This is a genomic window from Niveispirillum lacus, assembly GCF_002251795.1.
In the GTDB taxonomy this organism is placed as follows: Bacteria; Pseudomonadota; Alphaproteobacteria; order Azospirillales; family Azospirillaceae; genus Niveispirillum; species Niveispirillum lacus.
Genome location: NZ_NOXU01000032.1, coordinates 99028 through 122083 on the forward strand (window position 1 = coordinate 99028; position 23056 = coordinate 122083).

General features: G+C 65.9%; 16 protein-coding genes and 1 riboswitch. Of the genes, 4 read left to right on the top strand and 12 right to left on the bottom strand.

Going from position 1 to position 23056, the window contains the following annotated elements:
• Nucleotides 1-53 precede the first annotated feature (53 nt).
• Nucleotides 54-1250, bottom strand: a complete 1197-nt coding sequence (locus CHU95_RS19795) for an aspartyl/asparaginyl beta-hydroxylase domain-containing protein (protein ID WP_094458081.1) — start codon at nt 1248-1250, stop codon at nt 54-56.
• A gap of 198 nt (nt 1251-1448) precedes the next feature.
• Nucleotides 1449-2456, bottom strand: a complete 1008-nt coding sequence (gene cobD, locus CHU95_RS19800) for a threonine-phosphate decarboxylase CobD (RefSeq protein ID WP_094458569.1) — start codon at nt 2454-2456, stop codon at nt 1449-1451.
• Here cobD and cbiB point away from each other — a divergent pair.
• Nucleotides 2455-3420 carry an adenosylcobinamide-phosphate synthase CbiB gene (gene cbiB / locus CHU95_RS19805; protein ID WP_245838429.1) on the top strand — a complete coding sequence of 322 codons (966 nt, stop codon included), beginning with the start codon at nt 2455-2457 and terminating at the stop codon, nt 3418-3420. The two genes, cobD and cbiB, sit on opposite strands and share 2 nt — an antisense overlap.
• A gap of 73 nt (nt 3421-3493) precedes the next feature.
• On the opposite strand, the gene CHU95_RS19810 is transcribed toward cbiB, so the two are convergent.
• The 7 genes from CHU95_RS19810 to CHU95_RS19840 form a co-directional block, all read right to left on the bottom strand.
• Entirely contained in the window at nt 3494-4957 is a 1464-nt protein-coding gene (locus tag CHU95_RS19810; protein ID WP_094458083.1) for a cobyric acid synthase, read from the bottom strand.
• Nucleotides 4957-5577: a cob(I)yrinic acid a,c-diamide adenosyltransferase gene (cobO, locus tag CHU95_RS19815; RefSeq protein ID WP_245838430.1), complete on the bottom strand. Its 621-nt coding sequence runs from the start codon at nt 5575-5577 to the stop codon at nt 4957-4959. Before cobO ends, CHU95_RS19810 begins: the two co-directional genes overlap by 1 nt.
• A 64-nt stretch (nt 5578-5641) precedes the next feature.
• Nucleotides 5642-6151 carry a bifunctional adenosylcobinamide kinase/adenosylcobinamide-phosphate guanylyltransferase gene (gene cobU / locus CHU95_RS19820; RefSeq protein WP_094458085.1) on the bottom strand — a complete coding sequence of 170 codons (510 nt, stop codon included), beginning with the start codon at nt 6149-6151 and terminating at the stop codon, nt 5642-5644.
• The gene (locus CHU95_RS19825; protein ID WP_094458086.1) at nt 6148-6939 is read right to left on the bottom strand and encodes an ABC transporter ATP-binding protein; all 792 of its coding nucleotides are present in this window, start codon (nt 6937-6939) and stop codon (nt 6148-6150) included. Before CHU95_RS19825 ends, cobU begins: the two co-directional genes overlap by 4 nt.
• The gene (locus tag CHU95_RS19830) at nt 6936-7958 is read right to left on the bottom strand and encodes a FecCD family ABC transporter permease (RefSeq protein WP_094458087.1); all 1023 of its coding nucleotides are present in this window, start codon (nt 7956-7958) and stop codon (nt 6936-6938) included. Before CHU95_RS19830 ends, CHU95_RS19825 begins: the two co-directional genes overlap by 4 nt.
• A gap of 109 nt (nt 7959-8067) precedes the next feature.
• The gene (locus CHU95_RS19835) at nt 8068-8907 is read right to left on the bottom strand and encodes an ABC transporter substrate-binding protein (RefSeq protein WP_094458088.1); all 840 of its coding nucleotides are present in this window, start codon (nt 8905-8907) and stop codon (nt 8068-8070) included.
• The gene (locus CHU95_RS19840) at nt 8907-10847 is read right to left on the bottom strand and encodes a TonB-dependent receptor plug domain-containing protein (RefSeq protein ID WP_133065584.1); all 1941 of its coding nucleotides are present in this window, start codon (nt 10845-10847) and stop codon (nt 8907-8909) included. Before CHU95_RS19840 ends, CHU95_RS19835 begins: the two co-directional genes overlap by 1 nt.
• Before the next feature lie 139 nt (nt 10848-10986).
• Nucleotides 10987-11182: riboswitch (cobalamin riboswitch) on the bottom strand.
• 256 nt (nt 11183-11438) lie between these two features.
• On the opposite strand from CHU95_RS19840, the gene CHU95_RS19845 reads away from it, so the two are divergent.
• The 3 genes from CHU95_RS19845 (at nt 11439) to CHU95_RS19855 (ending at nt 18332) form a co-directional block, all read left to right on the top strand.
• Nucleotides 11439-13517, top strand: coding sequence for a methyl-accepting chemotaxis protein (locus CHU95_RS19845; protein ID WP_094458089.1), 2079 nt, complete (start codon nt 11439-11441; stop codon nt 13515-13517).
• A 79-nt stretch (nt 13518-13596) separates the two neighbouring features.
• Nucleotides 13597-14829, top strand: coding sequence for a metallophosphoesterase family protein (locus CHU95_RS19850; protein WP_094458090.1), 1233 nt, complete (start codon nt 13597-13599; stop codon nt 14827-14829).
• Nucleotides 14829-18332: a YhaN family protein gene (locus tag CHU95_RS19855; RefSeq protein WP_094458091.1), complete on the top strand. Its 3504-nt coding sequence runs from the start codon at nt 14829-14831 to the stop codon at nt 18330-18332. The genes CHU95_RS19850 and CHU95_RS19855 overlap by 1 nt, the downstream gene beginning before the upstream one ends.
• Here the strand turns inward: CHU95_RS19855 and CHU95_RS19860 are convergent.
• The 3 genes from CHU95_RS19860 to CHU95_RS19870 all read right to left on the bottom strand — a co-directional run bounded on the left by CHU95_RS19860 (nt 18319) and on the right by CHU95_RS19870 (nt 23042).
• The gene (locus CHU95_RS19860; RefSeq protein WP_094458092.1) at nt 18319-19845 is read right to left on the bottom strand and encodes an FAD-binding oxidoreductase; all 1527 of its coding nucleotides are present in this window, start codon (nt 19843-19845) and stop codon (nt 18319-18321) included. The two genes, CHU95_RS19855 and CHU95_RS19860, sit on opposite strands and share 14 nt — an antisense overlap.
• Nucleotides 19846-19964: 119 nt before the next feature.
• Nucleotides 19965-21290 carry a sigma-54-dependent transcriptional regulator gene (locus CHU95_RS19865; protein WP_094458093.1) on the bottom strand — a complete coding sequence of 442 codons (1326 nt, stop codon included), beginning with the start codon at nt 21288-21290 and terminating at the stop codon, nt 19965-19967.
• A 3-nt stretch (nt 21291-21293) separates the two neighbouring features.
• The gene (locus CHU95_RS19870; RefSeq protein WP_165772275.1) at nt 21294-23042 is read right to left on the bottom strand and encodes a sensor histidine kinase; all 1749 of its coding nucleotides are present in this window, start codon (nt 23040-23042) and stop codon (nt 21294-21296) included.
• Nucleotides 23043-23056 lie beyond the last annotated feature (14 nt).

A 23056-nucleotide genomic window follows, 5' to 3' on the forward strand; every position in this document is an offset into this window, starting at 1 on the left:
GCAACGGCCCCGCACGCCGCCATATCGATCAGCCAGGAGGCATGCCGATGCGCTTAGATGCCGCTATTGGCAACCTCGCCTGTCACCGCGTCCATGCTGGCCATGATCCGGGCATAGGCTTCCCGTTCAACCGCTGAGAGATGGGGATGCCAGATGTCAAAGATCAAGACGACCCGCAATTCGTCACTGTCATTCCAGGCTTCATGCTCAATCGTATCATCGAATATCCAGGCCTGACCGACCTTCCATTCCCGGGTCTCCGATCCCACCCGGAAACCGCATCCCGGCGGCACCACCAGCGGCAAATGCACGACCAGCCGGGTATTGGCGACCCCATGATGCGGGGGGATGCGGGTGCGCGGCTTCAACAGCGAGAACATCGCCACCGGCGACCGGTTGGGCACGCGCGGCTGCGGCATGTCGGCCAGGACGGACATGGTCACAGGACAACGGTCGGCGTTGGCCGGAACGGGGATACCCTTCTCCAGCAAATGGATGGCACTCCACCGCGGGGAATTATTCAGGGGTTTCCACTGGTCCAGCGGGGCCCAGTCCGGATACTGGATATAAGGTACAGCCGAGGATGGTTCGGGATTGTCCAGCATGCCGGCCAGTTCACGCTGGATATCGCGGGTCGCCCCCTCCAACCGCGCCAGCCAGGGGAATTCCTCCCGCTCGAAAAACTCGATGGAGGGCAGGCCCGGCAGGTGGAAATGGGTCGGCTGCTGGGTATAGACCTTCCGACGCCCCATCAGATGATCAATCATCCGGTCGATGCGCCGTGTTTCCGCTGATCCGCGCGGACTGCCCAGTGCTGCCACCGACCCGCGCAGACTGCCTTCCAGTTCCGACATATACTCCGCATGCAGGTGCTGAGCGCGGGCGATGGCCCGGCGGGTCGGTTCGTCATAATGACCGGTCGGTGAATATTGGGTCAGCGCCACGCCATAGGCCTGGGCTGCCTGCCGCTTGTGGCCTTGCGTCTCCAGAATATGAGCCCGCATCAGCAGCGCCAGAAAACTGCGCGGATCGGCCCGCAACGCCCCGTCCAGCGCCAGCATCGCTGCCGGCAAATCCCCGCTGGCCCGGTGGGCAACGGCTAGGTTCAACCATAAGGAGACATCGGCAGGGAAGCGGCGCAGCGCCGCGTCCAACACCTCAAGTGCATCACGCAGCCGGCCTGTCCCCATCAGCCGCATGGCCGTCAGGCTCGCTTCCTGTGCTGTCGGCTCCGCAACTGCCACCGCCATTGGCGTTCCCCGCGTTCATGACCATGCTGTCGGCTTAGGCAATAAGCACTAAGCCGATTTTGATGATAGGGATGGGGCCAGTTCTGTAAAGGGCCGTTAGCGCCGCATGCTTAACGGTCGATTAACAAGATGATTTTTTATCAAAACATGTCAAAACATCCCCGATTCTGCATATTTCCCCCGCGGATCCATGCAATTTCAGGGTATTAGAACCTTGGTTAGGCGATCCATCGCCACAGAATCGGGGGGCAGGCCCAGGCGTAACAGACCGGGCCGGTCACGAAATGATCGTGCCAATAGCCCGGCCTGTCCCAATTCACGGTACAGATCGCGTTCTATCCGGGTCCGGATCAGCGCATAAAGATCAGTGCCGCCGATAAGCTCCACCCCTGCCTTTTGATATAGACTCAAGGACCGAGCCATGGCCTGTGCCAGCCGGCGGCGCATGGCCTTTTGCCAGCCCTGGTCAGAAAGGGCCGTCGCCCCCACCACCAGCGCTGGCCCCGACACAGCCCACGGCCCGAACCGGCCCGACACTGCCCGGACAAGGTCTGGCGGCGCCAGCAGGAAGCCCAGTCGCAGTCCGCCAAGACCATAAAACTTCCCGAAGGAGCGCAACACCAGCAACCCCCGCCGCCCGGCCAGCGCCGCCAGTGACAGGTCAGGCCGCAGGTCACAGAAGGCTTCATCCACCAGCATCCATCCTCCCCGACACGCCAACGCCTCAAGCAGGGGCAGAAGCCGGGCCGGATCATGGGTGCGCCCGTCGGGATTGTTGGGATTGACCAGCAGCAGCACATCGGGCAGCGGCCCGGCCGGGTCGGGCAGGTCGGTGATCATCCGCACCCGGTGCCCGGCCCGCGCCCAGGCCGGTTGGTGTTCACCATAGGTAGGGCCGACAATGGCAATATCATCACCCGGTGGCCGCAGGAAAGGCAGGCCGTTGATCAGCACCTGCGACCCCGGAGCCGCCAGGATCGCGTCCGGGTCGGCCACGCCATAGGCCGCCATGGCCGCCCGCTGCAATGCCGCCGCATCCGACGCAGAGGGCAGACGGGCCCAAAGCGCCGGGTCCAGCGCGGGCAGCGGATAGGGCCAGGGATTGATACCCGTGGACAGGTCGATCCAGGGCCGGAATGCATCGGGGAACAGGGCAGACATCACCCCCAGATCGCCGCCATGGGGCTGCACGGTGCTGCCATCCATGCTATCACCTTGTTCCATCATGGAGATTTTCCCACCTTTGCTGATCTGTGCGCTGGTTCTGGAGGCCTTGCTGGGCTATCCGGACACGGTGTTCCGCATCATCCGGCATCCGGTTGTCTGGATCGGGACGGTGATTGCCGCCCTGGACCGCACCTTGAACCGGGGGCCGGGCTGGCAACGACGATTGGGCGGTATGGTGGCGGTGCTGATCCTGGTCGGCGGGGCGGTCGGGATCGGGGCTGCGCTGCAGGTCTGGCTGCTGTCCCTGCCTTGGGGCTGGGTACCCCTGGCGCTGCTGGCTGCCACCCTGCTGGCCCAGCGCAGCCTGTATCGGTTCGTGAAGGCCGTTTCGATTGGCCTGCAGGAAGACGGGCTGGCCGGCGGGCGGGCTGCCGTTGCCCATATTGTGGGCCGCGATCCGGACAGCCTGGATGAGGCGGGGGTGACGCGGGCCGCCATCGAAAGCCTGGCAGAGAATTTCTCCGACGGGGTGACGGCACCGGCCTTCTGGCTGGGCGTTGGTGGCCTTCCCGGCATCCTGGCCTATAAGGCCATCAATACCGCCGACAGCATGATTGGCCACCGGACACCCCGGCATGAGGCGTTTGGCTGGGCCGCCGCGCGTCTGGATGATCTGGTCAACCTGCCTGCATCGCGCCTGACTGCCCTGCTGCTGGCACTCGCCGCTGGCCGCCGTGCGGGGGCGGCGCTCACGGCTGTTTGGCGGGATGCCGGCAAACATCGCAGCCCCAATGCCGGCTGGCCGGAGGCCGCCATGGCCGGCGCGCTGGGCCTGCGTCTGGCCGGTCCCCGCCGCTATGCCGGGCATGTCGTGGACGACCATTGGATGGGCGATGGAAGGGCGGCGGCAACGGCGGCGGATATTGACGCGGGTTTGCGGCTTTACCGCCGCGCGCTGGCGCTGCTGTGGCTGCTGGCGGTGGGGTGGGTGCTGCTGGGATGATCTGGTTCCGGCGGGCATCATATCCCCTTGCGATCCAACCGTAGGTCAGGACGAGCCTCCGGCGCGACCTGACCTACCCCGCCACAGCCAGCAGCCCGTCCAGATCCAGGTGCCGCTCCACCGCCGCCGCACATTCATCCAGGGCCGCATCCACCGCCGTTTCATAGGACAGGCCCGACCCCGCCCCGAAGCCGGACAGGAACCCGGCCCGGAACCCGTCGCTGGAAAACAGCCCATGCACGTAGCAGCCGGCGATGCGGCCATCGGCGGACACGGCGCCCTCCGGCCCTGCACCATCAATGCGCAGCAGCGGGTGGTCTCGGCCCGGCCCCGTCGTCACGCCAACATGCATCTCATAGCCGGTAAAGGCCCCCTCCCCCCGCGCACCAATACCCGTGACCGGCCGTAGCACCTTCGATCCCGTCAGAACCGTTTCCACCGCCAGCCAGCCAAGGCCAGGTACCTGGCCCGCCGGCCCCTCGATCCCGCCGGGGTCGGCGATGGTCCGGCCCAGCATCTGATAGCCCCCGCAGATGCCCAAAACCCGCCCGCCGCGCCGGATATGGGCATGCAGGTCCACGTCCCAGCCTTGCGCCCGGAAAAAAGCCAGATCGGCAATGGTGGCCTTGCTGCCCGGCAGGATGATCAGGTCGGCATCCAGCGGCAGCGGCCGGCCCGGCGGCACCATGGTGACCGACACCGACGGCTCCAGCCGCAGCGGGTCGAAATCATCAAAATTGGCGATGCGCGATAGCATGGGGACCGCGATGCGCAGGTGCCGGCCCGATCCCGCTCGCCACTGGTCCAGCACCACCGCATCCTCCGCCGGTAGCCGTGCGGCGGCAGCCAGGAAGGGCAGCACGCCGAAGCTGGTCCAGCCGGTGCGGCGCGCAATGTCCAACAGACCATCATCAAACAGCCGGATGTCGCCCCGGAACTTGTTGATGATAAAGCCCTTGATCGCGGCGCGGTCGGCATGGTCCAGGACCGTATGCGTGCCCACGAGGCTGGCGATCACCCCGCCCCGGTCGATATCGCCGGCCAGGATGACAGGCACATCGGCGGCCAGCGCGAAGCCCATATTGGCAATGTCGCGGGCCCGCAGGTTGGTCTCTGCGGGACTGCCCGCCCCTTCGACCAGGATCAGGTCTGCCCCCTCCCCCAACCGGGCGAAACTGTCCAGAACGGCGGTGAGCAGCGTGCCTTTACGCTGCTGATATTCCGACGCCTCGGCGGTGCCCATCATGCGGCCCTGCACCACCACCTGCGCACCCGTATCGCTCTGCGGTTTCAGCAGGACCGGATTCATATGGACCGACGGCGCCACCCGCGCGGCGCGGGCCTGCAGCGCCTGTGCCCGCCCGATCTCTCCCCCGTCGGCGGTGACGGCAGCATTGTTGGACATATTCTGCGGCTTGAACGGCCGCACCGACAGGCCCCGGTTGGCAAAGGCGCGGGCCAGCGCCGCCACCAGCAGCGACTTGCCGACATCCGATCCGGTCCCCTGGATCATCAGGGCGCGGGGCACCGTCGCCATCAGAATTCGATCCCGGCCTGGGCCTTGATGCCGGCATTAAACGGGTGCTTCACCTGCTGGAACTCCGTCACCAGATCGGCAGCGTCCACCAGCAGCGGGCTGGCATTGCGGCCTGTGACCAGCACATGCAGATCGGGCCGGCGCGACACCAGCGTCGCCACCACCTCCTCCACATTCAGATAGCCATAACGCAGGGCAATATTCATCTCATCCAGCACGATCAGACGATAGCGCTGATCCTGCATCATGGCGCGGGCCTGGTCCCAGGCCCGGCCTGCGGCCTGGATGTCGCGTTCCTTGTCCTGGGTTTCCCAGGTGAAGCCCTCGCCCATCACATGATGGTCGATCAGGTCATCGAACCGTTCCAGCGCCACCTGTTCACCCGTGGCCCAGGTGCCCTTGATAAACTGGATGAAGCCGACACGGAAACCATGGCCGGCCGCGCGCATCATCAGGCCCAGCGCCGCCGTGGACTTACCCTTGCCCGGCCCCGTATGGACCATCAGCAAACCCTTCTCACTCTGCCGTTCGGCAACACGCCGATCCATCAGTTCCTTGCGCTTCTGCATCTTGGCCTTGTGGCGCTCGGCCTCTTCCGGCGTGATCGCAGCGTCCATCATTGTTCCCTTCTGCATGTCCCTCAGTCGCCGCCGTACCAGCGGTCACAGCCCTTGACCATTGGTGTCATTTCAACTGCATCGGCAGGCCGGCAGCCATGAACAGCACCTTGTCGGCGATGCGCGCGATATCCTGATGCAGCCGGCCCGCATGGTCACGAAACAGGCGCGACAGACGGTTGTCGGGCACGATGCCCAACCCCACCTCATTACCGACCAGGGCCACGGGCACCGTCAGACCGGGCAGCAGGTCGAGAAGCCGTGCCGTCTCTCCCTCCACCTCGCGTCCGGCCAGGATGATATTGGTCAGCCACAGGGTCAGGCAGTCGACCAGCACGGGCCGACCGGTGGCATTGGCGCGGCTTAAGGCCGCCACCAGATCCAGTGGTTCCTCCACCGTGACCCAGCCATCGGCCCGACCGCCCTGATGCAGCCGTATCCGGTCCTGCATCTCGGCATCAAAGGCCTGGGCCGTCGCGATATAGACCCAGGGGCCCGGCAGGGCCGTCACCAGTTCCTCCGCCTTGCGGCTTTTGCCTGACCGCGCGCCGCCCAGGATCAGCGTCAATCCTTTCATGCCCGCATCTCCGACCGCAGCCGCCGCCAGGGCAAGGCAAACGGCGCCCCTTCATGCCCACCGCGCAGCAGTTCGATGCCATAGACCCGGCCCAAGGCACCGCTGTCCAGCAGGTCAGCGGGGGCCGTATCCGCCGCCACCTTCCCCGCCTCATCCAGCAGGCACAGGCGTGTGCAGTGCCGGAGCGCGAGTGTCAGATCATGCAGCACGACCACGACGGCCATGCCCCCCGCCGCCAGCCCGGCCAGCAATTCCATCACCTGCAACTGGTGATACGGGTCCAGTCCCGCCGCCGGCTCATCGGCCAGCAGGATGGCCGGATCGCCGGCCAATGCGCGGGCCAGCATGACCCGCGCCCGCTCTCCGCCCGACAGGCTTGTCACACTCCGCTCGGCAAACTGTGTGACGTCGCACTGTTGCATGGCGCGGGCAATCGCGGCCCGGTCAGCCTCGGCTTCGCCACCCCACGGGCTGGCATGGGGCAGCCGGCCCAGCGTCACCACACGCTCCACCGTCAGGGGCCAATGGCAGGTGGCACCCTGCTCCAGAAAGCCGATACGCCGCGCCCGATCGGCCCGCTTCCACTGCTCCAGCGGCCTGTCATCCAGGGCGACGGCACCATCCGCCTTCAGCAGGCCCGCCATGACCGACAGCAGGGTGGATTTACCGGCACCGTTCGGTCCGATCAGGCCGACACACTCCCCCGCCCCCACCGACAGGTCCACCCCATCCAGGATGGGCCGGCCCCCACGCGCGAACCGGATATTGCGGGCTGACAGCAGGCTCATCGCATCCGCTCCCTGGTTTTCAGCAGCAGGTGAAAGAAGAAGGGCGCCCCGATCAGACCGGTGACAACGCCCAGTTTCAACTCATCATTGGTGGGCAGCAACCGCACCAGAATGTCGGCGGCCAGCAGCAGACACGCGCCGGCCAGCGCCGACGGCCAGAGCAGCCGTGACGGCTGGTTGCCCGTGACCCGGCGCAGCAGATGCGGCACCACCAGCCCGACAAAGCCGATGCTGCCCGTCACCGCCACTGCTGCCCCCACTGCCAGGACGGTGCCGATGATGATGCGCCAGCGTAACCGGTTCAGGTCCACGCCCATGCTGCCCGCTGTCCGCTCCCCCAGACCCAGCGCATCCAGCGCCCGGCCAGATCCGGCCAGCACCAGGATACCGGCAAGGATAAAGGGGGCAGATACCAGCAGATGGTCGTTGGTGCGGTCGGTCAGGCTGCCCAGCAGCCAGAAGGCGATCTCCAGTGCGGCATGCGGATTGGGCGCCAGATTGAGGGCCAGCGAGGTCAGCGACCCTGCCAGGGTCTGTACTGCCAGCCCGGCCAGGATCAGCATCAGCACAGACGCTTCCCGCCCCGCCAGCCCCTGGATCAGCAGCATGGCCAGCGCGGCCCCCAGCATCCCCGCCACCGGCAATGCCAGGGGAACGGTGGCCGACAGCCCGAAATAGATGGCCAGCACCGCGCCCAGCGAGGCCGATGACGATGCCCCGATCAGCGACGGTTCGGCCAGCGGGTTGCGCAGATAGCCTTGCAGGGCCGCCCCCGCCATGCCCAGCCCGGCCCCGACCAGCGCCCCCAGCAGGGCACGCGGCAACCGGATTTCCAGCGCGATCAGGGCGGCGGGGCTGCCCTGCCCGCTGAACAGGCCCGACAGCAGATCAGCCGCCGGCACCTCCGCCGGACCAATCAGGAAGCTGGCGAGTAATAGGCAGGGGAACAGGATCAGGAGTGCGATGTGGACCGGCACTTTGGCCGGTGCTGCCAACCTTGCGTGCGTGACGGCGGTCATGGGCCATCTCCTGCGGCATCCAAGGCCTTTGCCATCACCCTGCTGGTTACCGGGGCCCGGTGCCAAGGAAGAAGCGTAAGCCACGGTTCCCTTGTACGAAACATCGCCCTCATCTCCGCCCCCCCAATGCTTTGCCCGCCACATCCGCCAAATGCTCGACCCCCGCGATTGAGGCCGGCGAAGCGCAGAGCCACCAAGCGATCTGGAAAGTGGCGATCGCCATCTCCGCCTGTGCAGCCGCCAGGGCCGGGTGATCCAGCACCGACTGGCCGATACCGGGCCGGTCGGGACGGACAGAATCCAGCACCAGCAGGTCAGGCGGGTTCAGCAGCAGACTTTCCACCGCGACCCGCCCATTGGGTCGGCCCGAGAGGTCGCCGCCGATATTCTGCAACCCGGCGGCCTTCATCATGTCATTCACAATGCCACGCGATCCCGGTACGTCCCCGCCGGGGCGGTAGAGTGCCGCCGTGGGGCGCAGGCCGGCGGCCGGTTCCGACAGCTTGGCCCGCAACCGGTCGGCCAAGGCCCGTCCCGCCGCCGCCCGCCCCAGGGCGCTGGCGACCTGTTCGATCTGCGGCGGGATATCGGCCAGGGTCTGCGCCGTTTTCAGCCGCAGGATGGGCACGCCCAGCCGTTCCAGCATGCCCACCGTCTGCGCCCGGGCATAACCGCCGGTAATGACCAGATCGGGTTTCAGCATCAAAACGCTTTCCGCTGTCCCGTCATGGATGGGCAGGCCAGCGGCCCGGTCGGCATAAGGCGACAGATGGTCATCCCCTGCCAGCCGGGTCAGGCCGGCAATCTGCGCCTGCGCGTCCAGGGCCAGCAGGAACTGATCCGCGCACAGCGACAAGGAGACGACCCGGCCGGCCGGGTGTGGGTCCGGCGCCGCTCCCACCGGAAGCACCATCAAGGCCGCCACCAGAAGGGCGACGCCGGCCCGCATCAGAAGGTCACCGTCACGCCGCCAAAGGCCGAGCGGCCCGGCGCACGGTAGGTGCGAACCTCCTGGTAATCCTCGTCAAACAGGTTCTCCACCCGCCCGAACAGGCTGACATTGTCCAGGACCGCCCAGCGCGCCGTGACATCCACGGTGGTGTAGCTGTCCAGGATCGGCGAGGTGGCCGACGCCGTATCGCGCTGCTTGCCGACATAGCGAAGGGCGGCCCCGACATCGACACCCTCAAGGACGGTCCAGTCAATGGAGGCGTTGAGCGTGTCCTGCGGACGGCGCGGCAGGTCGCGGCCGGTCACCCGGTCCTTGGCCTCCAGATAGGTGTAATTGGCCTGGATCAGGACGCTTTCGACCGGGGTGGCTTCAAAGGTCAGTTCCACACCCTTGGTGCGGGCCCGTGCGATATTCACATAGCCGGCGGGGAAGGAGAAACCGATCAGGTTGGTGTAGCTGTTGCGAAACAGGCTGGCACCGAAGCCCACCCGGCCATCCAGCAGCTTCTGCTCAAACCCGATATCGGCCCCCTTGCCATCCTCGGCCCGCAGCGCCGCATTGCCATAGGTCGGGTCGTAAAGCTGGAACAGCGTGGGCGCCTTGTTGGCGGTGCCATAGCTGGCGCGCAGCACGGTCCCCGTGGCCGGCACCTGATAGGCACCCGTGGCGCGCCAGGTGCCCTCGGTCCCGAACTGCTCATGATCATCAACACGACCACCCAGGGTCAGGGTCAGGTCGCTGCTGACGGCGGTCTGATACTGGACAAAGGCCGACTTGGTGGTGACGCTGTCATCCAGGCCGGTGGTGGTGGCGGTGCCCACCGTATTGGTGGTCTTGGCATCCTCCTCATCGACCGACACGCCGATGGTGGCGATGTCTGCATCGCGCAGGCGCAGATTACCCTGGTAATCCAGCGCCTTACGCCGGCTGTCAAAGGTGGAGAAACGGTAGAAGCCCGTGGGCTCATCAAAGTCGCGGTCGGTGGAGGCGTAGCTGGCGGCCAGCACATTCTCAAACGCGCCGTCCAGCAGGCTCAAGCTACCCGCCCCACGCACCTGCCAGGTTTCCTTTTCCTGGTCAGACGGGCCGTCGCCGCCGAACGGATCAAACTCCGTGTCCATCCAGGACCAGCCCGCATTCAGATCAAAGCGCAGAATATCGGACGCTGTCACACCCAGCCGGCCACTGGCCGACCGTGCATCGGTGCCGTCCTTCTCATTGCCGACGATCGTGCGGGAAAAACCGTCCGTGTGCAGGTTGGCCGCCGACAGGGCGTAATCCACCTGCTGCGTGCCGCCCGTCAGGCTGGCCAATTGGCGGAACGTACCGTGCGCACCGGCCTCCAGCGTACCACGGATCGCCGCTTCGCCTTCGCCGCGCCGTGTGATGACATTGATCACGCCGCCCATGGCGTCATTGCCGTAAAGCGCGCTCTGCGGGCCTTTCAGCACCTCAATCTTCTCAATATCGCCGGTCAGCAGACTGTTGAAGTCGAACTCATTATTGGCGCCCGAGGCGTCATTCACCTCGACCCCGTCGATCAGCACCTTGACCATTCCGCTTTCCGATCCGCGCAGGCGCACCGTGGATGTGCTGCCCAGACCGCCATTGCGGGAGATGGACACGCCTGGCGCACGCTTCAGCAGGTCAAGTGCCTGCACCTGTTGCCGGCGCTCGATCTCGGTGCGGGTGATGACACTGACGCTGCTGCCCACCCGTTCCTGCGCGGTGGGGAGCTTGTTGGCGGAAACAATAATCTCTGCCACCTGCGTCGGCTCCGCCAGGGCGGCGGAGGCGGTCAGGCTGGCCGCAGCCCCCAGAAGGGTGGCGCGGAAATAGGATACTCGGCTCACTTCATCACTCCGTTTCGTTTCCATGACGAATTCGGCGGTGATGCGCAGATAATGGCTGCCCGTTGCGTCCCCTTGCAGGGACACGGCTGGCGTCAATTTGACAGTCTGGTCCTGTGTAAGCCCCAGGGGGGCTTGGCATCGAACCGGTTCACCCGCGCACTCCTTCCGAAGCGCCAGCGCGAAACGGTGAACCGTCCCATCGGGGCACCCCGCCCAATGGCCGCGCGACGCATTGCCGATGGCAGGTCTCCTGGCTCACGGGTCCTTGCACTCGCCCGGCCTTCCCAGTTTCCCAGTGGCCATGTCGGGCAGCACTCGCCGTTTACAGTTGCGGGGGCAGCCATGGCATTGGCACCTCGCGGCGCCGCACCATGTTCCCTTTTCATCCCTTTCGGGAAACCATCGATAAATTGGTCTTAGCGCGCCCGCCGTTGGCGCGCAAGAGCGCCGCAGGTCTGCGTCCGACATGCCACCATCCCGGATGTGGCATGGAAGTGACGGTCGGACAAAACCAGCGGTGGTGGACAGTTGCATAAAAAAAGATCGTGGCCAAAATCCAAACGATCCCGCAACGTCAACGGATTGGAACAAAACGGACATCAATCGGCGTCAAGATAAATCGACAAAAGCACACGGACGTATCCAGTTTCCCCCAAATAGCAAGGGAAAAGGCCCATGATCCTGTCGCTGCGCTCTTCGGTGAAAAACCGCCTTGTCCTTTCCAGTGTTGGCCTATGTCTCGGGTTGGGTCTGGCCCTGACCATTGGCGCTGCCTTTCAGGTGCAACGCACAACAGGTGAACAGGTCCGCCTCGCCCTGCGGGAAGCGACGACGGGCTTTTCCTTGATCGCCGCCGATCTGGTTGAAAACGCCATCAATAATGCCCTGATCGTCAATGCGCAGACGGAGGGCGGGCTGACCACCGCCGGTTATTCGCGTGAGATGCTGTCGCAGCAGGTCAGCGCCGCCGTTGCCATCAATCCAGACATTGTCGGTGTCACGACCGCCTTTGAACCCAACGGCTTTGACGGCAATGATGCGGCCGGCAAGGGTTTGCCCGGTGCCGATGCCGCTGGCCGCTACGTCCCTTACTTTTTCCGTAAATCCGATGGCACTGTGGGCATCGAAGCGCTGGTCATGACGGTGGAGGCGGGGATCAAGGAATGGTACCTGGACCCGCTTGCCGCGAACCGCACCATGCTGACGGCCCCATACCCCTATCCGGTTGAGGGCCGGGAAGTGCTGATGGTGACCGTCAGCACCCCCATCCGACGCGGCGGCAAGCCCATCGGTATCGTCACAACCGACATGGCATTGACCGCCCTGCAAAAACAGTTTGCTGCCTTCCGGCCGCTGGAAGCAGGCGATGTCCGGTTGCTGGCGCAGAATGGCAATTGGGTGGTTCATCCCGACGCCGCCCAATTGAACAAGCCATTGGCCAAGGGGCCGCTCGCCGATCTGGTGGGGCAGGCCCAAAAAGACGGTCGCGCCACATCTGCGACGCTGATGCTGGAGGGGGCGGAACGGCTGGTCTTCGCAACACCGATCCGATTTGACGGGGTGCAGGAGCAATGGGTGCTGCTGACCACGGTACCGACCAGTGTGATCAGCGATGCCCTGATCCGGTCGGTAACCACCCTTGCCATCATCGCTGCCATTCTCGTCGCCGTCGGCGCCGGACTTTTTGCGCTGATGGGAAATAATCTGGCCCGGCCCATTCTGGCCCTGACAGAGGCGATGGCGCGCGTGCGGCGCGGTGACCTGAAAAGCAGTATCCCTGGCACGGACCGGATCGACGAAATCGGCAATATGGCAGAAGCCGTGGTGGCGTTCCGCGATGGGCTGGCCGAGGCTGAATTCCTGCGGGCGGAAGCCGCCCGCAAGGATGCGGCAGCAGAGGCCAAACTGAAATCCGACCGTCTGGCACTGGCGGACCGGTTTGAACGCGAGGTGGGTGCCCTGCTGCATGCGGTGACCAACAGCGCCGAACAAATGGTGGAGATGGCGCAACTGATGTCCGCCGATTGCGCCGATACCCAGCAAAGCACCGCCCTGGGCGCGTCTGCCGTAACAGAAGCAGCCAGCAATGTGCAGACCGTGGCCGCCGCCGCCGAACAGTTGCGTGCGTCCATCGCCGAGATTGGATCCCAAGTCCAGATGTCGGCCAGCATCGCATCGCGCGCTGCCGAAGAGGCCGGCACCGCCACCGGTACCGTCGATGCGCTGACAAACAGCGCCGAGCGTATTGGCGCCGTTGTCAGCCTGATTAGCGAGATTGCCAGCCAGACCAACCTTCTGGCGCTGAATGCGACAATTGAAGCTGCCCGCGCCGGTGAAGCCGGCAAGGGTTTTGCCGTCGTGGCATCAGAGGTCAAGAACCTTGCCACCCAGACGGCCAAAGCAACGGAGGAGATTGCCGAACTGGTCTCGTCCATCCGTGGATCGTCGGCAGAGGCGGCCAAGGCCATGGTCGGCATTGCCACCACAATCCGCACCATCAACGAAACCGCAGCCGCCATCGCCAGCGCGGTGGAGGAACAGACCGCCGCCACCCAGGAAATCGCCCGCAATGTGACAGAAGCTGCGAACGGCACCGATGAGGCGTCCCGCGCCATCCAGGGGATCGCTGACAAGGTCCTGGCCGTGACGGAGTCTGCCGTCATGGCGTTGGACAATGCTGCCAAGGTACGGGACAACGCCAGTGCCACAGACCAGAAGGTCGGCGGTTTTGTGGCCCAGATCCGGGCGGGCTGACAGCACGCGCCCCAACCCATTGCACCTGCGCCCCCGGAACGGGTAAGCCTATCTTCTCTTTCCCGTTCCGGGCCGCCCCATGCGCTTTCTGCACGCCGCCGACATCCATCTGGACAGCCCGTTGCTGGGTCTGGCTGCCAAGGCCGGTGGCCGGGCGGACCATCTGGTGGGTGCCACACGCCGTGCACTGGTGCGACTGGTCGATCTGGCGATCGACGAGCAGGTCGCCTTCCTGATCATCGCTGGTGATCTGTATGATGGTGACTGGCGGGATTTCATGACCGGCCTGTTCTTCGCCGGCGAAATGGCGCGACTGGAACGGGCCAACATCCCGGTCTATCTGTTGCGCGGCAATCACGATGCCGAAAGCACGATGACGCGGCGCCTGACCCTGCCGCCCAATGTCCATGTGTTCGATCCCAGAAAACCGCAGACGTTTCGTCGCGACGATCTGGGGGTGGCTCTACATGGGCGCAGTTTTCATACACGCGACGTCACTGACAACCTGGCTGCAACCTATCCAGCACCCATCGCCGGCCTGCTGAATATCGGCGTGCTGCATACCGCATTGGAGGGCAAACCGCCGCACGCGCGCTACGCTCCCTGCTCGCCCGCCGATCTGAAGGCCAAGGGCTATGATTACTGGGCGCTGGGCCATGTGCATGAACGCACTGTGGTCGACCGCGACCCCTGGATCGTTTTCCCCGGCAATCTGCAAGGCCGCCATGTCAACGAGACAGGGCCGAAGGGGGCCACGATGGTAACGGTGGCGGCCGGGCGGATTGTCGAAGTGGCCCATATCGTGCTGGACGATGTGCGCTGGGATCGGCTGTCGCTGGACCTGACCGGCGTGGGTGATGACCGGACGCTGGCAGACCGAACCGCCGCCGCCCTGACCAGGGCACGCGAACAGGCAGGTGACCGCACCCTTGCCCTGCGGCTCACCTTCACAGGCCATACCCGTCTGCATCGCCGGCTGAAGGCAGACCCTGACTGGGTGTCGGCAGAGGTGGCGATGGCAGCATCGCGTGCCGGCGGGGATATCTGGATCGAAAAGCTGGACGTGCGAACCCAGGACTGGGCGGAACCACAGGCCAGAGGCGACGGGCTGGCCGATCTGACCGCCATCCTGGCCGAGGTCAAGGCCGATCCCGTGGCGCTGGCCCCGCTTCTGGCCGATCTTGAGCAGATCAAGGCCCGGTTGCCCGCCGCCGCCCACGCCGATCCCGATCTGGATCGCCAGGACGTCCTGGCCGCCCTGCTGGCCGATGCAGAGGCATTGCTGCTGAACCGGCTGGCGGGGGAGGCCTGATGCGTATCGAGCGTCTGGATCTGGAACGGTACGGGCATTTTGACGGGACCAGCCTGGACCTGTCTGATCCGGCGGCCCGTCTGCATATTGTGCATGGACGCAACGAGGCCGGGAAATCAACCGCCCTGTCCGCCATCTGCGACCTGCTGTTCGGCGTACCGGGCAATTCCGGCATGGGCTTCCGCCATTCCAACAGCGCGCTGCGCATCGGCGCCCTTCTGGCCCTGCCGGATGGAAGCCGCTTGATGGTGAAGCGACGCAAGGGCACCAAAGCCACCCTGCTGGACGGGGACGGCACCACGCCCCTGCCCGAAGGTCTGTTGCTGCCACATCTTTGCGGCCTGGACCGCGCCGGGTTTCAGCGCCTGTTCGGCCTGGACCATGAACGGCTGCGGGCTGGCGGGCAGGCGATGCTGGCGGCAGGGGGCGATCTGGCCCGTACCCTGTTTCAGGCGGGAAGCGGTTTGTCTGGTCTGGACCGGATTGTGGCCGGTCTCACCGCGGATGCTGACGCCATCGGCAGCCCCCACCGCAAGCAGGCCAGCAAACCCCTGTGGCAAGCCATCGACGCCCATGCCGACGCCAGCGCCCGTATGCGGAATGAGGCGACAAAGGCCGAGGCCTGGGACGCTGCTGAAACCGCGGTTACAGTGGCACAGCAGCAACTCGCAGCGATCCGCACCAGCCTGGCCGAGGCGCAGCGGGAGCGCAGCCGCCTGGAACGGCTGCGCCGTGTCCGCCCCCTGCTGGCCCGACTGGACGACCTGTCCCGTCTGCTTGCCGATGCCGGTGACGGCCCCGACCTGCCCGCCAGCCTCGCCGCCGACTGGCGCCGCGCAGAGGCGGAGGTGCTGACCAGTACCCGGCAGGCGGAGCAGGCCGCCCTGACCTTGGCAGAGGCGGAAGCCGCCCTGACTGCGGCCGGTCCCATCCCAGCCCTGCTGAGCCTGGCCGCCCCGATCGAGGCGCTGTATCAGCGGCAGGGGGAGATGGCAAAGTCCGCCGCCGACCTGCCAAAGCGACAGCAGGAGCGAGCCGCTGCTCTGGCCCGCCTGGAACAGGCGGCGCGGGATATTGGTCAGACCCCAGATCTTGACGCCCTGTCGGCGCTTCTGCCCGACCGGCTTTTGATTGCCCGCATCCGTGAGAAGGTGAAAGAGCATGCGCGGCTGGATCAGGCCCGCGCCGATGCTGCCCGTCGGTATGACGCCGCCAGCCGCGATGCCAGACAGGCTGAACGTCAGCAGCCGGCCCCCGCTCCCGATGCCACCCGCCTGTCCCAGGCCGACGCCGCCCTGTCTGCTGCCCGCCGCTTTGGTGAGGTGGAGTTACGCCAGGATCAGGCGCGCCGCGCGCTGGAGGAAGCCAGCACGCACCTGTCCCAATTGACCGCGCGCCTGGGGCGTTTTGCACTGCCACCCGACCGCCTGGGCGCCCTTCCCCTGCCGCCACCTGAGGCGGTGGAACGCCAACGGCAGCAGGAGCAGGCGCTGGATAACCGCCGCCTGCGCCTGATGGAGGACCAGCGTGCCGCCGAGGCCGACGCGACTCGTCTGCGCCAGACCTTACGCCGGCTGACCACTGCCGGTGATGTGCCAACCCCGGCAGTGATCGCCCAGGCCCGGCGCGACCGTGACCAGTGCTGGTCCATCCTGCGCCCGCATCTTCTGACGGGCACGGTCCCGCCCGCCGATATGGTCCCGGTTTTTGAAACGGCGTTGCGCAACGCCGACGATCTGGCCGACCGGCGCGACCGCGATGCGCAACGGGTGGCCGATTATCTGCGCGCCGACAGCGATCTTGTCGCCTGTATTGAACGGCTGGCCTCCCTCCAGCGGGAGGCCGTCGCCCTGGATCAAGAAGAGCAGCGCTTGTCGCAGGCCTGGACGGAGCTGTGGCGCCCGGCGGGCATCACCCCTGGCGGGGCCGCCGAAATGTCGGCCTTCCTGACCCAGGCGACGGCGGTTCTGGCCGCAATGGCGCAGCAATCCCAGCGACAGGACGGGCTGGACAGCGTTACCGCCGATGCCAGCCAATGCGCCGCCCATCTGCATCAGGTGCTGACCCTGTGTGGCGGCGATGCCCTGGACACGGGCCCGCTCCCCGCCTTGCGTGTCGCAGCGGAGGCCGCCTTTGCCCAAGCGCGGCGGGCCGCCGATGCGGCCGCCAAGGCCGACCAGCGGATCACCCTCGCCCGCACTGCCCTGGACAATGCCGGTGAGGATCTTGCCGCCGCCGACAAGGCCCTGGCCGGCTGGGGTGCTGGCTGGGCCGCCGACATGGCGGCCATCGGCCTGCCCCCGCTGGCGCTGCCGACGGAAGCGGAGGCCGCCCTGCGTGTATGGGAGGATATTGCTGGTGATGTGCGCCAGATCCGTGATCTGGACCATCGCATCGCCGGTCTGGGCCGCGATATTGACAGTTACCGGACCGACAGTGCCGCCCTGCTGACCGCTGCTGCGGATCTGGTCCCCGGTCTGGATGTGTCCGCCGATGCGGCCGCCAGCGCGCTGTATAACGCGCTGCGCTTGGCACGGACCCAGGCGGCGCGGCGGGAAAGCCTGCTGCAATCGCGTGATCAGGCCGCCAGGCGGGCCGAACAGGCCGATCGGGCCGCCCGCGATGCCGCCGCTGCCCTGTCCGATCTGCGCCGCCTGCACCGTCTGGCGGACACCGATGATGTGCCAAGCCTTGTCGCCGCCGCCGCCCGCCGCCGCGACCTGCGCGCAACGGAGGCGGATTTGCGGGCCGACCTCGGCCGGGCCGCCGATGGGCTGGACCCGGATCAGTTACGCGCGGCGGTGACCGGTCTGGACCCCGACACGCTGACGGCGCAGGTTGCTGACCTGTCTACCCAAATTGAAACCGCCCAGAATGATCTGGCCGAAACCTCGGTCAAGCTGCGGGAGGCGGAACGGGCCTTGGCGGAGATGCGGCAGCGTGCCGGCATTGGCGGCGCCGCCCAGGATGCCGCAGATGCCGCCGCCAGTGCAGGCTCTTTGGCCGACCGCTGGTTGCGCCTGCGTGCAGCGTCGCTGCTGCTGACCCAGGCGGTTGAACGCTATCGCACCCGCAACGAACACCCGTTGCTGGCGCGCGCCGGGTCCATCCTGGCCACCATGGCCGCCAGTGGTGGCAATCCGGTGGTCCGGTTGAAGATCGATTACGGGACCGGCGACAGCCCGGTCCTGGTGGGCGTACGCCGGGATGGCAGCGACGCCTATGTGGAGGGGATGAGCGAGGGCCTGCGCGACCAGCTTTTCCTGGCGCTGCGCATCGCCTCGGTGGAGGCGCATGTGACCCAGGCCACCCCCCTGCCCTTCATCGCCGATGATCTGTTCATCACCTCCGACGAGGCCCGCACCCGCGCCGGCCTGGTGGCGCTGGCCGAACTGGGCCAAGCCACCCAGGTGGTCCTGTTCACCCACCATGAATATGTGGTGCAGGCGGGGGTAGAGGCCTTGGGCGACGCGGCGCGGGTGCATCGCCTCACGCCGGCGTGATCCCCTGGCCATAGGTGAAGACGCTGTTCGGGTCGACCCGCTTTTTCACCTGCCGCAGACGGGGCAAATTCTCCCCGTAATAGGCCCTGGCATAATCATCCAGGGTCGGGTCGGGGAAGTTCTGATAGGCGCCGGCGGCCGAACAGAGCTTGTTGGCCAGGGCGTAGAAATCCTTCTGCCACTGCAGATTTTCCTCAACCAGGCCCGCCGGATCAGTCGGCAACCACCAGTTCATCTCCACCGAGAACAGCCAGTCATTGCCGCGATGGACATAGGCGGTGGCGTCGGCCTTCATGTCGTTGCAGGCGCCGCCCGTCTGGAAGAACTTATAGGCGACGGGCATCGACGTGCCCGGCTGCGCACGTTGCGCATCGAACAGCGCATCAATGGCGCCCCGCGTGATGCGAGAGGCCTGCATATAGCTGGATTTTTCCTGATAGAAATAAGGATAGGTTTCTTCGGCCAGATAGTCCTGCCCCTCCCAATAGGGGATGTTTTCATGGACCCAGACCTTGGTGGCCGTCTCCCACAACGGCCCGAAGATATCCTTCAGTGTCTGGCCCTTGGTCACATGCAATTGCGCCAGGATCGACACTTCGCTGCCCTTACCCTGACAGCGCTGCTGAATACTGGGCAGGGTGACATTGATCTTGCTGCCAAAGGTACGCGGCGCATTCGGCAATGTTGTCAACAGCTTGTAAAGCACGTCCGCCTGATTGTCGGTCCATTTCAACTGGCAGACCGACACGTTTTCGGCCGGGAAAGTGCGCAGCAGAAATTCCGTGTTGATGCCGAAATTACCACCCGCCCCACCCCGGCAGGCCCAGTACAGATCACTGTCAGTTTTGGCATTGGCGTCGCGGCGTTCACCATCGGCGGTCACAACCGTCGTGCCGGCCAGGAGGTCGGACGCGATGCCATACATGCGCATGCTAAAGCCGATACCGCCGCCCAGCAGGAACCCCGCCGCCCCCACGGCATCACACCGCCCATGGGTAATGGTGCGGCCCAATCTCTCCATATCCTTGTAGACCAGGGCGTTGCCCGTGCCGCCCTTGACGCGGACAATGCCATCCTTTTTATCCACCACCTCCACCCCGGCCATCAGCGACATGTCGATCAGCAGGCCGTTGGTGGATGAATAACCCGCATAATTATGGCCACCCGACCGCACGGCAAACGGCAATCCCTGCTGCTGCACCCATTTCAGCGCCGCCTGCACCTGTTCGGTCGACAGGCAGCGGGCGATGCCCATCGGCAGGGTGTTGTAGCGCAGATTGTTGGGCCGGCAGACATCGGTGAAAAACGGGTCATGCGGACGCAGGACACTGCCATCCAGAAGGCGGGACAGATCGTTCCAAGCGGAAGGCGGCGGGCAGGCCAGCGGCGGCGTTGCAGCGCGGGCCTTACCCCCCAAGGCCCAGGGGAGGGATGTGGCCAGCGGGGCCACCGCCGCAAACCGGCCCAACCCGACCAGGAAATGACGACGTGAAGGTTCAACCGTACGCAGCATGATCCCATCCCCCCGCTTTTTATCGCTTAGGTTTAATAGGGTATATGCCCATGCACGTCAATCCAGTCCTATGACCGACCTCCCAGTCCATCTTATTCCGCTTCCGGAACGAAGTCACATCACCGGAAACTACCTATTTCGATGCCGAAACGTTTCAGCTTGTCATAGAGGGTTTTCTTTGGGATGGCCAAGGCATCGGCCGTTGCTGCCACATCGCCTTGATGATCGGCCAGCATGGCACTGATCAATTGCCGTTCAAAAGCCTCCACCTGGGCCACCAGCCCGACCGTTTCCGCTGCCCCCGTCAGCAGGGCCGGCAGGCCCAGGGCCAGACGGTCGGCAACATTGCGCAACTCGCGCACATTGCCGGGCCAGGCATGGGCCAACAGCGCCTGTCGCTCTGCTGCCGGCAGCAATGGCGGCGGGGTGCCCAGCCGGTCGCTGGCCGTCAGCAGGAAATGGTCCAGCAGCAGCGGGATATCGTCGCGCCGGTGGCGCAGCGGCGGGATCGCCAGGGGCACGACATTCAGGCGGAAATATAGATCTTCGCGGAACCGACCCTGTTTTGATAGGGCGCCCAGATCCTCCTTGGTCGCCGCCACGAAGCGAATATCCAACGGGATCGACCGGTTGGAGCCCAGCCGTTCCACCCGCCGGTCCTGCAGCACGCGCAGCAGCTTCACCTGCGCCGCCAGCGGCATGCTTTCGATCTCGTCCAGGAAGACGGTACCGCCATCGGCAAATTCCAGCTTGCCGATGCGGGTCTTAGCAGCCCCCGTGAAGGCGCCCGCCTCATGCCCGAACAGCTCGCTCTCCACCATACTGTCGGGGATTGCGCCGCAATTGATGGCGACAAACGGTTTGGGCGCTCGTTTGGAGAATTGGTGCAGAGCATGGGCCACCATTTCCTTGCCGCTGCCCGTCTCGCCCAGGATCAGGACATCGGCGCCGGTATCGGCCACCTGCCGGATCAGCTTTTTCACCGCCATCATGCCCGCTGACCGGCCCAGCAGGGCGGCATCCAGCCCATCCTGCTGCACCAGCGCCTGACGCAGCGCCCCCACCTCCGCCACCAACCGACGCTTTTCCAGCGCCCGGTTGACGGTGGTGATCAACCGGTCGGACGCGAACGGTTTCTCAATGAAATCATAGGCGCCATCGCGCATGGCCCCCACCGCCATGGCAATGTCGCCATGTCCCGTCATCACAATGACGGGCAGACCCGCATCCACGGCCAGGGCCGCGTTCAACAGTGCCAGACCATCCATCCCCGGCAGGCGCACATCGGTGATCAGCAGATCGGCCCCGTCCCGGCGCAACACCGCCAGTGCCGGTTCGGCCGCCGCGAAGCCTGCGACAGACAGGTCCGCCAGTTCCAATGCCTGCTCCACGCCCAACCGGACGGCGTCATCATCCTCCACCAGCAGGATACGCGGTGCGACCATACGCTAACCCTCTTTTGCCGCCGGCAGGTCGATGCTGAACACCGCCCCGCCTTCCGGCCTGTTTGCGGCCGTCAGGCTACCATCATGGTCGCGGATGATGCTGCCTGAAATCACCAGCCCCAGGCCCAGACCGTCACCCGGCGGTTTGGTGGTGAAGAAGGGCTCAAACAAATGCGGCATATGCGCGTCGGCAATGCCCGGCCCGGTATCCGCCACACATAGCTGCACACGGCCCCCCGCCGCCTGCCCCGTTACCGCCACACGCCGCACTTCCCGCCCTGTCACCGCGTCCAGGGCATTGCCGATCAGGTTGACCAGCACCTGTTCCAGGCGCAGCTTGTCGCAGCGCACGGCCAGCCCATCGGCCAGATCCAGCACAATCTCCGCCCCCACCCGTCGCACCTTTTCGGCCAAAAGCGTCAGGCTGTTCTCAACGGCCCGCGCCACGACCACATTGTCGGGCCGGTTGTCCGACCGGCGGGCGAAGGTGCGCAACTGCCCGGTGATCCGCGCCATCCGTTCCGTCAGGCCGGCAATATGGCGCAGATTTTCCGCCACCCGGTCCAGCCTGCCCCGTTGCAGAAAGGCCGCCGCATTGTCGGAGAAGGTGCGCAGTGCCGCCAGCGGCTGGTTCAGCTCATGCGTGATGCCCGCCGAGAGCTGGCCCAGGGCCGCCAGCTTGGCCGCCTGCACCAGATCATCCTGCGCCCGGCGCAAATCCTCGTTGGCCGCGACCAGCGCCGCCGTCCGCGCCGCGACTTCGCGTTCCAGGGCGGCGGCAGAGCGTTCCCAGGCCCGCCTTGTCCGCCGCCGCTGCCGCCAGTACAGCCAGCCCAGCAGGCCCAGTGCGGCCAGCCCGACCCCGCCGACCCTGCCCACGGTACGGGCCATGGCCACCCCGTCCAGGCTGGACAGAAGGTAAAGCCGCCAGGGCGTGCCCTCCACTGCGCTGTTGCTGGCCAGATAGGCACGTGGCGTACCTGCCAGCGTCACTGTCCCATCGTCACCGGCGCGCCAGTCCAGGGCGCGCAACGCCACCCCCTCATATTGCCGCGTATCGGCGAGCCTGACCTTCTCCGCGTCTGACAGCGGGGCCAGCGTGCGGAAGGTCCAGTCCGGCACCGACGACAGGATCACCACGCCATTGCCATCCACCACCAGGATACGGTCCGACAGCCCGGCCCAGCTTTTTTCCACCGGGGTCAGCGAGACCTTGACGACGGTGATACCCAGCGTCAGCCCCCCGTCCTCCAGCGCGCGGGCAAAATAATGGCCGGGTTCACGGCTGGTGGTGCCCACGCCATAGAACCGGCCAGAACCGCCGGCCAGCGCGTCACGGAAATAGGGGCGATAGGCAAAGTTGCGGCCCACAAAACTGTCGGTCTGCCGCCAGTTGCTGGCCGCCAGCGTTGTGCCGGCGGTGTCCATCAGATAGAGCGCTGCCGCCCCCGTCCGCGCCGCAATCTGTTCCATATGGATGTTGGCGGCCTCTATCGCCGCCGGATCATCGGGGCTTTGCAGGGCGCTGCGCAGCGTGGCGGACAGGCCCAGAATGGCCGGCGTCGTCTCATGCCGCGTCAACTCGCTGCGCAGGCCGGCAATCAGCAGGTCCCGCCGCGGCCCCGCCTGATCCAGCAGCGCCTCCCGGCTGATCCCCGCCGCCAGTTCGCCGCCCCCCCAGGCCAGCACAAACGCCAACAGGGCAAAGCCCAGGCCGATCAGGCCGGTCTTCACCCTGTTGGGGCCGCGCATGGGAGGGGGGGAGG